This window comes from Streptomyces sp. NBC_01478, from assembly GCF_036227225.1.
GTDB lineage: Bacteria > Actinomycetota > Actinomycetes > Streptomycetales > Streptomycetaceae > Streptomyces.
In genome coordinates this window covers 11,615,451-11,629,103 of sequence record NZ_CP109444.1, presented here as the reverse complement: position 1 = coordinate 11,629,103, position 13,653 = coordinate 11,615,451, and the positions used below count along the sequence as shown (strand labels likewise).

Genomic DNA, 13,653 nt, shown 5'->3' with positions numbered 1-13,653 from the left:
AAGCCGACCACCGAGCTGTCGTCGACACTCAACTGTGGTTCCACGCACCCGTGTTCAGGGAGACTCGGCTTCAGACGTCGGCGACCGGAGTGGCAGCCGACGCGGGTTGGGTGAAGCGCGGCAGGGCGGCGGCGCCGACGGCGAGGAGGGCGACGATGCCCATCTGCACGTACTCGACGCCGGCGAACGCGTGGGCGATGTCGTGCGGGGCCAGGGCCAGGTAGAGGGTGCCGAGGGTGGCCACACCGAGGGCGAGGCCGCTCTGCTGGAGGGTGATCAGCACCCCGCTGCCGATGCCGCCGAGATGACTCGGAACGTCGGCGAGCACGCTGCGGAACAGGCCGGCGAAGAGCATCGACTGTCCGGCACCGACCAGGGCGAGCGGCAGAGCCATCGCCCACAGGCTGACGTGCGGCCACTTTCCGACCACGACCGTCACCAAGGAGGCCAGTCCGGCGAGTTGGACGACGGCGCCGGCGGACAGGGCGGCCCGGCCGAACCGTGTGAGCACGCGGGGCGCGGCCAGGGAGCCGGCGAAGAACAGCAGTGCCATCGGCAGGATCGCCAGCCCACTGTGCAGGGCGTCGGCGTGCAGGCCGTTCTGCACGGTGAGAGCGAAGACGAACATGAACGCGCCGAAGCCGACACTGAAGACGAACACCATGGCAAGGCCCCGGGACATCGACGGCAGACGCAGCAGGGAGGGCGGCAGCAGCGGGACCTCACCGCGCCGCTCGGTGCGCTTCTCCACGACGTAGGTGGCGGCGCCGAGGACGACGGAGAAGGCGATGAGCAGCCAGGTCCACCACGGCCAGCCCAGGGAGTGGCCCTCGGTCAGCGGGACGAGCAGAGCAGTCAGGGTGGCGGCGAACAGGACGGTGCCGGGCAGGTCGATGCCGACCGGGTGGGGCGAGCGGGTGCTGGGCACGATCCGTGCTGCCACCAGCAGCACGACCACGCCGATGGGCACGTTGACCAGGAAGATCGGCCGCCAGGAGGTGCCGGCGATGTCGGCGCTGACCAGCAGGCCGCCCACCAGTTGGCCAACCACGGCGGCGATGCCGGAAGTCGCCCCGTACAGGGCCACGGCACGAGCCTTGCGTTCCCCTTCCAGGACGTGGTGGAAGGTCGCCAGCACCTGCGGGATGAGGAGGGCGGCGGTGGCGCCCTGGACGATGCGAGCCACGATCAGCGCACCCACGCCCGGGGCGACACCACACGCCAGCGAGGCCAGTACGAAGCCCACCAGGGCACCGAGGAAGATCCTGCGGCGGCCGTAGCGGTCGCCCAGCCGACCGCCGAGGACGAGCAGGGTCGCGTACGCGACGCCATATCCGGCGATCACCAGTTCCAGTGACGACGCCGAAGCGTGCAGGGAGGCGTCGATGCTGGGCAGGGCCACGTTGGTGATGAAGAAGTCCATGATCGGCAGGAACGCGCCGGCCAGCAGGACGAAGACCCCGACCGGATGCAGCCTGCCCGCACGAGCCATGGCCCGAGGGGAGGCCGTCGCGGTCCCGGCCTGCCGGGAGGAAGTGGTTGTTGTCATGACACTCCAAAGTAGTTATGACTTCATAACTATGAAGACATAATGAGTATGGGGTCATAATCAGTTCCCGGCAACCCTCACTTGGGAGATGTGATGCACGACGAAGCGCACCCGACGGACTCGGCGACGGGACCGACCGGGCCTACCGGAGATCGACGTTGGGCCGACCTGGCCGACCTCGTACTGATCATCAGCCGGGAGATCCAGTTCCGTGGCTACACCGACGAGCAGGCCATCCCCCTGTCACCGTCCGAGGGCATGGTGATGCGCCATCTGCAGCACGACCCCGCCGCCACACCCAGCCGCATCGCCGCCGCCACCGGGCTGCAGCGCACCAATCTCTCCGCCGTGCTGCGCGGACTCGAGAACAAGAGCCTTGTGGAGCGACGCGCCAGCCCGGGCGACGGGCGCGGGGTGACCGTCCACCCCACCGAACTCGGACGCACCAACTACACCCTCGTCCGGCAGGAATGGGCCACAGCCGTCTCCGCCGCCGCCGGCCATGACACCAGCAACCTCGCCGCGGCCCTCACACTGCTCACCGCCGTGGAAAACGGGCTCACCACAACACGGCCGCAGACCCGTGGCGCGCGCCCAGCTCCCTAGCCGACCTCCCGCAACATCTCACCAGTCCGTCGCACCAACTGCTGAGACTCTCCGGGACCCGCCCGGCGGGCGCGCGGCGTGGCGGCGGCGCGGTCCGGGAGCTGGAGCTCAGCGAGGACGCTCGAGACATGGTTGGCGACGGCCTTGGGCGTGAGGGCCAAGCGGCGGGCGATACTGCCGTTGGCGAGCAGGGCAAGAACCTCGATGAACAGGCTGCGGTCGTCGGTGATGGGAGTTGTGGCGGGGTTGAACGACTGTTGGCGCCGGTGGTGGCGAGCAAGGCCATGCTGGCGCCTTGAAGACCCCGCCGACCTCCCCGCACGCGACGCACCTCGGCCCAAGGCGCGGAGATCCAGGGTCAGTCGGCCGTTGGCGGTGTCTTGGGTGCTCGCAGCAGGGCGCTGACCGCAGCGGCGAGCACGACAACGCTCACCGCGATCAGGGAAGCCGACCAGCCGTCCATGAAGGCGGACTTGGCGCCGTCGGCGAGAGCCGTGGCCCCGGGTGCCGAGCCGGTCGGCGACGTGGAGGCCGGCGGCTGCCGAGCGGCGTACGGACTCGGCCGCGTCGGCGGGGAGTTGGGCGACCGAGTCGGGGAGCGAGGAGCGGTAGTGGCTGCCGTAGATCGAACCCCTGAGGGCGATGCCGACCGCCGAACCGACCTCGCGGGTGGTGTCGTTCATGGCCGAGGCGACGCCCTGCTGTCCCCTTCCGAGGGAGTCGCGGCGCGCGCATGCGCCGTCCGGGTCCGTGTCATCGGCCCGGGTGAGGCGTCCGGCCGCGTCGTAGGTGGAGGCGCGGCTTCGACTCCGGCCGGCAATGTCGGCGTCCGCAGCGACCTGGCCATCGACGCTCTGGCCGACGTTGTCGGAGGCGACGACGGCGCCGTCGCTGTCCCGGGTGTACACGGAACGTCTCCGCGCCTGCCTCGTCCTGAGTGACGGCCAGGGTGCAGCCCCCGGGAAACGCCTCGGTGGCGAGGTCGCCGTCCGCGTCGGAGGTACCGGCGACCGAGTCGGCGCGGGAGATCTCCCACACCGAGCCGGCCGTAGGTGTGGGTGACGGTCTGCCCGTTCGCCGTGACCGTGGCCGCGTCAGCGCTGTCGGCGTCGTAGGTGGCCGTGGTGTCCGGCACCGCGGTGCCCGCCCCGCCGTTCAACGAGGTGGTCCTGACGCGACCTGTCGCGTCGTGGGAGTTGGTCGTGGTGCGGGTGGCCGAGTGCGCGGTCTCGGTGGTCTTGGCGGTGTTGCCCCGCCGGTCGTACTCGGTTGTCCTGGTGGGCAGTTGGGCGGGGTTGGTGCCGCCTCCGGTGATGCCGGCGGCGGGGCCGGTGGAGCAGACCAGGTCGGACCACTCCGGCTTGCCGTTGCACGCGCCGGTGCCGATGCCGGCGGCCGGGCAGTACATGGCCACCGTGGCGAAATTGGTCTAGACGAATCTTCACCGAATCCCTTGACGGCGATCGATGGGGCCAGTCACCCTTCCCTACGCAGGCAGATGTAAGGAAAGTTTCCGATTAACTTCACGACCTGCCGTTCGACGGTCTTCCCCTGCCCCACCCCGCCCTGATCGCGTCGCACGGCTACTCCCCACCCGCATCTCTCCACCGTGCGACGGGCGGACAGGGCACCGCACTCCGCGTACCGGCGCGACGCCGTGCGCGGCCTCGCCCCACGGAGGAGCATCCGCATGAGACGTGCGTCGCCGCGCGCCGTATTGACCGCCGCCCTGATGGTCGGTGGCATGGCCACGACCGCCACCCCGGCCGCCCACGCGGCCGACAACACCGGTCTGATCGCCTCCTTCGGCATCACCTCCACCTGGGGTGCCGGCTTCGAGGGCGGCTACACGGTCACCAACAAGTCCACCCACACGGTCACTTCATGGACCATCACCTTCACCCTGCCCGCCACCGAGGCGGTCACCAGCTCGTGGAACGGCACGGTCACCCACAGCGGGACGCAGTACACCATCACCTCCCCCACCTGGGAGGCCCCGCTCGCCCCCGGTGACTCCGCGCCCGTCGTCGGCATGGACTTCAGCTACACCGGCTCGGTCGTCCCGCCGAGCGCCTGTCTGATCAACAACGGCCCCTGTGCCGGTGTCCCCGCCGACACCGTCGCGCCCTCAATTCCCTCCGGCCTCGCCGTCCGGGACACCGGCCCCGGCAGCGTGACCCTGGGCTGGAACGCCTCGACCGACAACGTCGGCGTGGTCGGCTACCGGGTCTACGAGGGCAACGACGTCATCGCCACCACCTCCGGCACCGGCACCACCTTCAAGGTGATCGGCCTGCTCGCCGGCAGCAGTCACAGCTTCTCGGTGACCGCGCTCGACGACTCCAACAACCAGTCGGCGCGCTCCGCGACGCTCACGGCGACCGCGGGCAGCGGCTCAACTCCCGGCGTGGCGGCCCCTTTAATCGACCTCGGCGCCTACCCGACGCCGAACCTCACGCAGATCGCCACGAACACGGGGCTGCGGCAGTTCTCGCTCGGCTTCATCACCGCCGGGTCGACCGGTTGCTCGGCAAGCTGGTTCAACTCCTATGACCCGGGCGCGGCTTGGGACCGGGCGGACTTCGACTCCCTGCGCGCAATGGGCGGTGACGTCCGGCCGTCCTTCGGTGGCGCGTCGGGCACCGAACTGGCCCTCGCCTGCACCAGCACGACCGCGCTCCAGGCGCAGTACCAGAAGGTCGTGGACGCCTACGCCCTGGACCGCGTGGACTTCGACATCGAGGGTGCCGCGGCGGTCGACCACGCCTCGATCGACCGGCGCTCGACGGCCGTCGCCGCCGTCCAGGCCGCGCAGCGCGCCAAGGGCCGCGACCTCAAGGTCACGCTCACTCTCCCGGTCCTGCCCAGCGGCCTGACCGCGGACGGCGTCTACATCCTCAACTCCGCCAAGTCGCACAACCTGAATGTCGACACCGTCAACCTGATGGCCATGGACTACGGCGACAGCGCCGCCCCCAACCCGTCCGGGAAGATGGGCACGTACGCCATCCAGGCCGCGACCTCGACCCGCGCCCAGATCGCCTCGGTGTGGCCGAACCTCACCACCGCCCAGACCTGGGCCATGGTCGGACTCACTCCGATGCTCGGCCAGAACGACACCGCCAGCGAGGTGTTCACCTTCGCCGACGCACAGCAGGTGCTCACCTTCGCCAAGCAGAACCACCTGGGCGAGCTGGGCTTCTGGGACGTCACCCGCGACGGGAACGCCTGCACCGGTGCCCTGAGCCAGTGCACGAACATCCCGCAAACCCCGTACCAGTTCTCCAAACTGTTCGCGACCTACGCGGGCTGAGCCCACGAGGTCACCTGCGCCCCCGCAGAACAGCTTGTGCGGGTCGACTCTCAACTCGACCCGCACAGGTTGGGGACACGTTCAGTGTCTGGACGGACAGCGCGAGCATGGCGGCAGCGCCCCTTGGAGTGGCCGAGTCCGATGCGTCGCGGGCTGTTCCGAAGGCCGCGGCAGGACCAGGAAGCGGCAGGAGGATCCCCTCCAGGCTGCCTCGAAGGCGCCCACCGCCAAGGTGTCAGCCAAGAAGCCGGACGGCCCTCTGATCCGCGCCACGCGACCCTTCCCGGTTGCACGGAGGATCTCGTCGCGGGTGCCGAGCCCGAAGGGCACGGTCACCCCGTTGCGGTGATGATCGGACGACGGGGCAACGGCGACGGAGCAAGCGCGTGGAGGCACGATCGTGAGCACGGACGAACAGCGGAACGCGCCGGGCGCAGCGGAAGGACGCGGTGACCGCAGGCCGGAGCGACTGCACTGCCTGGTCACCGGAGCGTCCGGATACATCGGCGGACGTCTGGTGCCTGAACTGCTGGAAGCCGGTCACCGGGTCCGCTGTCTGGCCCGTTCTCCGGCCGCGCTGCGTGACCACCCCTGGGCCGGCGAGGTGGAGCCGGTCCGCGGGGACGTCACGGACCCGGAGTCGGTCGCCTCGGCCATGCGGGGCATCGACGTGGCGTACTACCTGGTGCACGCCCTCGGGTCCGGCTCCGGCTTCGAGGAGACCGACCGCCGCGCCGCGCACATCTTCGCCGAACAGGCGCAGGCCGCCGGTGTACGACGGATCGTCTATCTCGGCGGACTCACTCCGCGGGGCGTGCCCGAAAGCACTCTGTCCCCGCATCTGCGTTCCCGGGCCGAGGTCGGACGGATCTTCCTGGAGGCACCGGTGCCCGCCAGCGTGCTGCGGGCGGCGGTCGTCATCGGTTCCGGGTCGGCGTCGTTCGAGATGCTGCGCTACCTCACCGAACGACTGCCCGTGATGGTCACCCCGAGCTGGGTGCACACCCGCACACAGCCCATCGGGGTGCGGGACGTGCTGCGCTACCTCGTCGGCTCCGCGACCATGCCGGACGACGTCAACCGCACGTTCGACATCGGCGGGCCGGACGTCCTCACCTACCGCGAGATGATGCGCCGCTACGCCCTTGTCGCGGGGCTGCGCCCACGGCTCGTCGTGCCCGTTCCGATCCTGACGCCGAGGCTGTCCAGCCACTGGGTCGGTCTCGTCACGCCGGTGCCCGCCTCCATCGCCCGACCGCTCACCGAGTCCCTGCGTCACGAGGTCATCTGCCACGAGCACGACATCGCCGGGTACGTACCCGACCTTCCGGGCAGCCCGCTGCCCTTCGACGAGGCGCTCGCCCTGGCGCTGCGGAGGGTGCGGGAGGCGAAGGTGTCCACCCGCTGGTCGTCCGCCGCCGTACTGGGGGCGCCGAGTGACCCGCTGCCCACGGACCCGGACTGGGCGGGCGGCAGCCTCTACCAGGACGAGCGGCAGCAGTCGGTCGACGCGTCCCCTCAGGCGTTGTGGAAGGTGATCGAGGGGATCGGGGGCGACAACGGCTGGTACTCCTTCCCGCTGGCCTGGGCGGTCCGGGGCTGGATGGACCGGTTCGTCGGCGGCGTCGGCCTGCGCCGCGGGCGACGCGACGCCGACCACCTGCGGGTCGGCGACTCGCTGGACTTCTGGCGCGTCGAGGAGATCGAGCCCGGACACCTGCTGCGACTCCGGGCGGAGATGCGACTACCGGGCCTGGCCTGGCTGGAGATGTACGCGGAGACGGAACCCGACGGCCGTACGCGCTACCGCCAGCGCGCCCTGTTCCACCCCCGCGGCCTGCCGGGCCACCTCTACTGGTGGTCCGTCTCCCCCTTCCACGCGGTCGTCTTCGGCGGCATGGCCCGCAACATCACCCGGGCCGCCGCCCAGGGCACCAGTCGTCCAGGGCCGGCTCCCCTTCCCGCAGTGGGAGAGCGTTGAGCACGCGACCCGGCACGGACGGACAGAGGCCGCGCTTCCCTGGCCCACCCGTCAAGTCCTGGGCCACATCGCCGACTTCCTCGCCGCACACCTCCACTCCTGACCACCCGCCCGCCGGGCCGCACCACCAGAACACGCCCAAGTGCCCACAGCGCCAGGGATGTTGGGACCGTCACCAGCCCCGCCCGGACCGGTGATCCCATGCCAGTTTCGGTCGCCATTAGGCTGAGCGCATGGTTGCGTCGTCGACTTCTGTGGTCACGGGCGTGGCCGCCGGCCGGTGGCGGTCGGGTGGCCGGTTCGCGGTGCGCTCGGTACTACGCACGCTGCTGGACTCGTCGTACCTGCTGACCGCGCCGGTGAGTGCCGCGCTCGGCCTGCTGCCGCTACTCGGCGCCTTGTGTCTCGGCGCGGTCGGTCAGCTGTTGCCGAGCGGGTCGCCGGTCGGAACGGGTGCTTCGGAAGTGGCGCGATGGCCCGCCGACGTGGAGCGGTGGCGGATCGCCTCGGTACGTTCCCAGGTCGGTACGGCACGGGGCGTGCGCCGACGGCCGGGGCAGGCGGCCGCCGCGTCCGACCCGGGGCTGTGGCTGGACGTGGCGCACACAGTGCTGCTGCTCCCCGTCGTCGTGGTCACGTCGGTGGTGACGGCGCTGTGGTGGTTCGTCGGCGTGGCCGCCGTCACGTGTCCTCTGCGCAGCCCGTACGCAACGTCCGGACCGCTACGGCCGATGAACCTGTACGTGGGCAGTCCCCAATCCCACATCTCCCTGAGCCTGGGGCTGACGTCACCGGACGGGCGGATCGCCTTCGCGGTCACGTTCGGCCTCCTCGTGCTGGCCACCCTGCCGCTGGTGACCCGCGCGTGCGTCGCCGTTCAGGCCGGGCTGGGGAAGGCACTGCTGTCCGACCTGTCGCCACTGCACCGCAGGATCAACGGACTGGAGCAGGAGCGGGACACCGCCCGGGCTCAGACCCTCGCCGCGGTGACGGCCGAGGCCACGGCCCTGCGCCGACTCGAACGCGACATTCACGACGGCCCCCAGCAGCGTCTGGTCCGTCTGGCGATGGAGCTGGGCCGCGCCCAGCACCACTTCGACAACAGGCCGGAAACCGCCCGGGAGGCACTCGCCGACGCGATCGTCCAGGCTCAGGAGACGCTGGAGGAGCTACGGGCCCTGTCGCGCGGCATCGCCCCGCCGGTCCTCGCCGACCGAGGCCTGCGAGCGGCACTCTCCGCGCTGGCCGCACGCTGTGTCGTACCCGCCGACCTCGACCTCGGCCCCCTGGACCGTCGGCCGGAGCCCGCGGTCGAGACAGCCGCGTATTTCGTGGTCGCCGAGGCCCTGACCAACGTGGCCAAACACAGCCACGCCCTCAGGTGCACCATCGGAATGCGCCACGCCGAGGGAGTCCTACGGATCTGGGTGACGGACGACGGCCAGGGCGGCGCGGCCCTGGCCAAGGGACATGGCCTGCGCGGCCTGGACGACAGACTGCACGCGGTCGGCGGGCGGTTGCGGACGGCGAGTCCCGACGGCGGCCCGACGACGATCACCGGAGAACTGCCATGCCCCTGACCTCGTCCGAAACGGCTCCCGAAGCAGCTCCCGGAACAGCCGCCGACGCGTCACAGGACCACCCGGCTCGCACCCCACTGCGGATCGTCGTGGCCGACGACTCGGTGCTCCTGCGTGAAGGCCTGGTCCGTCTGCTCACGGACGACGGCCACCGGGTGGTGGCAGCGGTCGGTGACGGTCCGGCCTTGGTCCAGGCAGCGCTCACCCACCGCCCGGACGTGTCGGTCGTCGACGTACGGATGCCGCCAACGCATACGGACGAGGGCCTGCGCGCGGCGATCAGCGCCCGGGCACAACTGCCCGGCACCCCTGTACTGGTCCTCAGCCAGTACGTGGAGGTGTCCTACGCCGCCGAGTTGCTCGCGGACGGCTCCGGCGCGGTCGGCTACCTGCTCAAGGACCGGGTCGCCAGAGTCGAGGAGTTCCTGGACGCCCTGGACCGGGTCGCCCGTGGCGCGACGGTGCTCGACCCCCAGGTCGTCTCCGAACTGCTGGCCGGGCAGCGTCGTAAGTCCCCGTTGGACGCGCTGACCGCACGTGAGCGGCAGCTCTTGGCCGTGATGGCCGAGGGTCATTCCAACACCGCCATCGCCCGGCAGTTGGCGCTCTCCAACAGTGCGGTGGAGAAGCACATCGGCAACGTCTTCGCCAAGCTCGGCCTGCCGCCCGACGACACCCGGCACCGCCGGGTCCTCGCCGTACTCGCCTATCTCCACTCCTGATCCGGCTCACCCGGTGACCCCCTGCGAGAGGTGTCACCAACCGCCCTTGTAGAAGCCCAGGAGGGCCGGCGCCGGGTCCGCCGCGGTACCCGTATTGGCCACCGCGACGACGATCGCTGCCGACGCCAGCAGGGCAGAGAGCACGCCGAACCACCTCATCGTGCGCCGCGTCCGCCCGTCGGACGCGGCGCTGCCGGAAGCGCCGGTCGCGGCGAACCTCCTCCACGACATCACGCTCAGACCGACCAGGACGACCGCCACGATGAAAGCCATCACGGCGAGCACCGCGTGGTACAGGCCGAAGTCGTCGACCATCACCTTGAGGGCGACCGCGTTCCGGCCGCTCGTGCTCGGGTAGTGGACCAGGCCCTGCCTGATCTGATCGATCGCACCGGCGAGTTGGCCACTGGGTGCGCCGAGCGGCAGCAGCGAGGCCGCCGAGGAGAAGGGAGCCGTCGCGCCCTGGACATTGGCCATCAGCGCCGCGAGCGACACGAGGGCGAGCACGCTGACGAGAATCGCAGCCGCCGCGAAGCCCCTGCCGCCGGCTCGAACTCCGGGACCGCTGGGCCGCAGGAACGCCTTCCAGAGCCGGACGGCGAGCGCGACGAGCACGATCAGCAGGGCCGCGGCCAGCACGCCCTTGACCACGTGGAAGCGGAACCAGTAGTCGACAACCCGCTCCAGGTCCGGGGGGAATTCCTGGTCCCCGGACTTCCAGTATTTGACGAACGCCGGGCTCAGGGTGTCGATGAGGTTGCGTTGGTCGGAGAGACCGCCGTCCGTTCCGATCGCCGCCAGCCTGCTCGGGGCGAGGACGAAGGCGGCGCCGAGTGCCACCGCGAGGGCGACGAGCACAGGCAGTGCCCGACCGGGCACCTCCGCCGATCGCGACAGGGCCTTGCGAGTGCGCATGGAGGATCCTTCAGCTCGATCGGGCATGGGGGCAGCGCGCCCGAACCACCTGCTGGGCGGGCCCCTGGTCATGCCGATCACGATGTCGGACCGTCGAACACCGGTCACTGAGGTACACCATCCACCTGGGGTATGGCCTGCCACACCCCACCCGAGCAGAGCACCAACTGCCGGGGCAGGCCGTTCAGTTCACCCGTGGTCCCCGGGCCCGGCGGACGGGCACACGCGACCGCCACCTCCTACGAAGTGGCGGTCGGTCTCACGTCCTTCCAGGTCCGTTGGAAGACGGACCTGGCTCCGCGCGCTACAGGAACTCGCTTCGGTAGGCCGAGGCCAACTCGGCCGCGCGGCGGCGGCGTTCCGCCAGCTCGCTCTCCGACAACTGGGGCGGCGGCGCATCCTTGCCCGGGACGACATCGCCGATGCGCGTGAAGTACTCGTCCTGGCCGGCGGGGGTGCACATGCACAGCATGCGGGCCGGCGCACCCGACGCGTTGCGGAAGTTGTGCGGCGCGTTGGCCGGGATGTTGATCGTGGACCCGGCCTGCACGGTGTGCTTCTCGCCGCGGAAGGTGAACTCGATCTCGCCTTCGAGGATGGTGAACATCTCCTCGAAGTCGTGCCGGTGCGGCGGCGGGCCGCCGCCGTCGGGGACGTGCATGTCGATCAGGCAGTATCGGCCGTTGGTCTGCTCGCCGGTGACCAGCATGCCGTAGGTGTTGCCCACCAGTGAGATGTACGTCGTGCCGGGGTCGTCGGGGTCCGCCACGGTCAGCGAGCGGGACGGATCGTCGTCGGGAATCATCGGAGTCGTTTCCTTCGCGGGTGAGTCGGGTGGGCGTCAGGCGCCGGGCGTGACGACGACCTTGCCGCTGGGCAGGGCGCCCGCGGCGGCGGCGTCGGCGTGCAGGGCCGGCAGCTCGGCCAGCGGCACCCGCCGGGCGACCTCGACGCGCAGCTCGCCGCCGTCGATCAGCTCCACCAGGTGCGATAGCTGCTCCGCGTCGCTGCGCACGAAAAGGTCGATGCCCCGTACGCCGCGCTCCTCGTCGCTGGGCGCGGGCATCCACACCGTGGTGTTCACCAGGACACCGCCGGGGCGGATCAGGCCGAGGAGCGCGGCCAGTTGTGCCGGTTCGACCGGCGCGAGGTTGAGTACGACGTCGACCGGCCGGCTCACCGCCGCGACGACGTCGGCGGTCGTGTGGTCGACGACCTCGTCCGCGCCAGCGGCCGTGACGCGTCGGCTGCTGTGCGGGCCGGCCGTGGCGATCACGTAGGCGTCGGCCTGCTTGGCCAACTGAACGGCGTAGCCTCCGACCGCTCCGCCCGCGCCGTTGATCAGCACGCGCTGCCCGGCGGTCAACTCGGCGTGCTCGAACAGCGCCTGCCATGCGGTCAGGCCGACCAGCGGCAGCGCGGCCGCGTCGGGCAGCGCGACGCTCTTGGGCGCCGGCGTCAGGGCCTCGGCCGGTGCTACGACGTACTCCGCGGCGGCGCCTGGTCCCGCCATCGGCAGGAAGCCGATGACCTGGTCCCCGACCTGGATGCCGGTCACGCCCTCGCCGAGCGCGTCGACCGTGCCGGCGACGTCGATGCCGGGTGTGTGCGGCAGTGCCACAGGGATCGGTCCCTGCATGAACCCGGCGCGGATGTTGGCGTCGACGGGGTTGAACGACGTCGCAGCGACCCGGACCCGCACCTCCCCTGCGCCGGGAACCGGCTGCTCCACGTCCTCGTAGCGCAGGACGTCGGGCTCGCCGTACTGGTGGAAGCGCACTGCCTTCATAGTTCTTCTCACTTTCGCCCGCGGGGTCGCGGTCGCCTTGCGCCGCGCGCGAAGCAAGGCACGGTGGCTGCGGCGCCGGACACGGCCGGCAGGCGGTAGATCGTTGTGGAGGTCGAAGCGCGACCAAGCGTAGGAACAGACGTACGCGGAACGGGTGTACCTTCGCGACGCAGAATGGGATTCCGGCGACATCCTCATCAGGGCGGAGGGGTACATGACGAGCAGGCCGCGTTTCCGTGGCCCGGGCGGCAAGATGGGCACGTTCGCCGTCGACGCCGACTCCACCGGACCCGGCCGGGGAACGTGGGAGCCGTTCATCGACACCTGGAACGACCGTATGGGGGACCTGTACCCGCTGCCGGAATTCAGCGCGTCCACGGTCGACGGCTTCCAGGGAACGATGCGCTCGGTGGCTCTGGAAGACACCGCCGTCAACGAGCTCTGGGCTTCCTCACCCGTGAGCACCCGGGCGGTCGGGACGCACGAGCACGATGAGATCAGGTTGTACGTCGGGCTGCGCGGCGCGGTGGCCTTACAGGACCCGCATGATCAGGGCGGTGACGCGTACGTCTCGGCCGGCACCTACTTCATGCACCACGTCGTGACGGAGAATCACTTCCACACCACGCCCGTGATCGGCACCCGCATCTTCATCTTTCCCGGCGACGCCCTGCGGCCCCTGGTCGCCGGGAAACCGCGCACCGGCCGGGCCACCTCACCCGCGGCGCAGATCCTCATGGCGCACACCAGCGTGGTCCAGCGGACCGTGAGCGACCTCGGTCCGGCGGGGGCACACGCGTCCCGCAACGCCCTGCTCGAACTGGCCAAGGGGCTGATCCTCGACCATTTCGACGACCGCGAGCCCACCTTCACCCCGGCGCTGGCGCAGGCGGCCAAGGACCTGGCCGATGCCCGGCTCACCGACGCCGAGTTGTCGCCGGCCGCGGTCGCCGCGCAACTGCACGTCTCCGTACGCACCTTGCAGCGGGCCTTCGCGAGTCTGGACGAGTCGTTCAGCACCTACATCCGCCGCCGACGCCTGGAGGAGGCGGCCGAGGCACTCACCGCCTCCGGATCACGGCTCACCGTCTCCGAGGCCGCCGCACTCTGGCATTTCACCGACAGCAGCCACTTCATCCGCGCTTTCAAGAAGCAATACGGTGCGACACCAGCGCAATTCGCACGCCGTCTGACGTAA

General features: G+C 70.6%; 12 protein-coding genes. 7 read left to right on the top strand and 5 right to left on the bottom strand.

The window, feature by feature from the left end; all coding sequences use genetic code 11:
* Nucleotides 1-70 precede the first annotated feature (70 nt).
* Complete coding sequence (locus OG223_RS51600; protein WP_329264709.1) at nt 71-1,549, bottom strand: MFS transporter; 1,479 nt, start codon at nt 1,547-1,549, stop codon at nt 71-73.
* Between the two features lie 93 nt (nt 1,550-1,642).
* On the opposite strand from OG223_RS51600, the gene OG223_RS51595 reads away from it, so the two are divergent.
* Nucleotides 1,643-2,155, top strand: coding sequence for a MarR family winged helix-turn-helix transcriptional regulator (locus OG223_RS51595; protein ID WP_329264707.1), 513 nt, complete (start codon nt 1,643-1,645; stop codon nt 2,153-2,155).
* Here OG223_RS51595 and OG223_RS51590 read toward each other — a convergent pair.
* The gene (locus tag OG223_RS51590; RefSeq protein WP_329264705.1) at nt 2,152-3,063 is read right to left on the bottom strand and encodes a hypothetical protein; all 912 of its coding nucleotides are present in this window, start codon (nt 3,061-3,063) and stop codon (nt 2,152-2,154) included. The genes OG223_RS51595 and OG223_RS51590 overlap by 4 nt on opposite strands.
* A gap of 216 nt (nt 3,064-3,279) precedes the next feature.
* Between OG223_RS51590 and OG223_RS51585 the strand changes: the two genes are divergently transcribed.
* The 5 genes from OG223_RS51585 (at nt 3,280) to OG223_RS51565 (ending at nt 9,751) form a co-directional block, all read left to right on the top strand.
* Nucleotides 3,280-3,588 carry a hypothetical protein gene (locus OG223_RS51585; RefSeq protein ID WP_329264703.1) on the top strand — a complete coding sequence of 103 codons (309 nt, stop codon included), beginning with the start codon at nt 3,280-3,282 and terminating at the stop codon, nt 3,586-3,588.
* Between the two features lie 257 nt (nt 3,589-3,845).
* Nucleotides 3,846-5,468 carry a cellulose binding domain-containing protein gene (locus OG223_RS51580; protein WP_329264702.1) on the top strand — a complete coding sequence of 541 codons (1,623 nt, stop codon included), beginning with the start codon at nt 3,846-3,848 and terminating at the stop codon, nt 5,466-5,468.
* Between the two features lie 400 nt (nt 5,469-5,868).
* Nucleotides 5,869-7,449, top strand: coding sequence for an SDR family oxidoreductase (locus OG223_RS51575; RefSeq protein ID WP_329264700.1), 1,581 nt, complete (start codon nt 5,869-5,871; stop codon nt 7,447-7,449).
* Between the two features lie 233 nt (nt 7,450-7,682).
* Nucleotides 7,683-9,029 (top strand): sensor histidine kinase, encoded by a 1,347-nt coding sequence (locus OG223_RS51570; protein WP_329264698.1) that lies wholly within the window; start codon nt 7,683-7,685, stop codon nt 9,027-9,029.
* 77 nt (nt 9,030-9,106) lie between these two features.
* Nucleotides 9,107-9,751, top strand: a complete 645-nt coding sequence (locus tag OG223_RS51565; RefSeq protein ID WP_329265904.1) for a response regulator transcription factor — start codon at nt 9,107-9,109, stop codon at nt 9,749-9,751.
* Nucleotides 9,752-9,784: 33 nt separating this feature from the next.
* On the opposite strand, the gene OG223_RS51560 is transcribed toward OG223_RS51565, so the two are convergent.
* The 3 genes from OG223_RS51560 to OG223_RS51550 all read right to left on the bottom strand — a co-directional run bounded on the left by OG223_RS51560 (nt 9,785) and on the right by OG223_RS51550 (nt 12,455).
* On the bottom strand, nt 9,785-10,666 hold the full coding sequence (locus tag OG223_RS51560) for a hypothetical protein (protein WP_329264696.1): 882 nt from the start codon (nt 10,664-10,666) through the stop codon (nt 9,785-9,787).
* A 304-nt stretch (nt 10,667-10,970) separates the two neighbouring features.
* Nucleotides 10,971-11,471, bottom strand: coding sequence for a cupin domain-containing protein (locus tag OG223_RS51555; protein WP_329264695.1), 501 nt, complete (start codon nt 11,469-11,471; stop codon nt 10,971-10,973).
* A 36-nt stretch (nt 11,472-11,507) separates the two neighbouring features.
* Entirely contained in the window at nt 11,508-12,455 is a 948-nt protein-coding gene (locus OG223_RS51550; RefSeq protein WP_329264693.1) for an NADP-dependent oxidoreductase, read from the bottom strand.
* Between the two features lie 214 nt (nt 12,456-12,669).
* Between OG223_RS51550 and OG223_RS51545 the strand changes: the two genes are divergently transcribed.
* Nucleotides 12,670-13,653 carry a helix-turn-helix domain-containing protein gene (locus tag OG223_RS51545; RefSeq protein ID WP_329264691.1) on the top strand — a complete coding sequence of 328 codons (984 nt, stop codon included), beginning with the start codon at nt 12,670-12,672 and terminating at the stop codon, nt 13,651-13,653.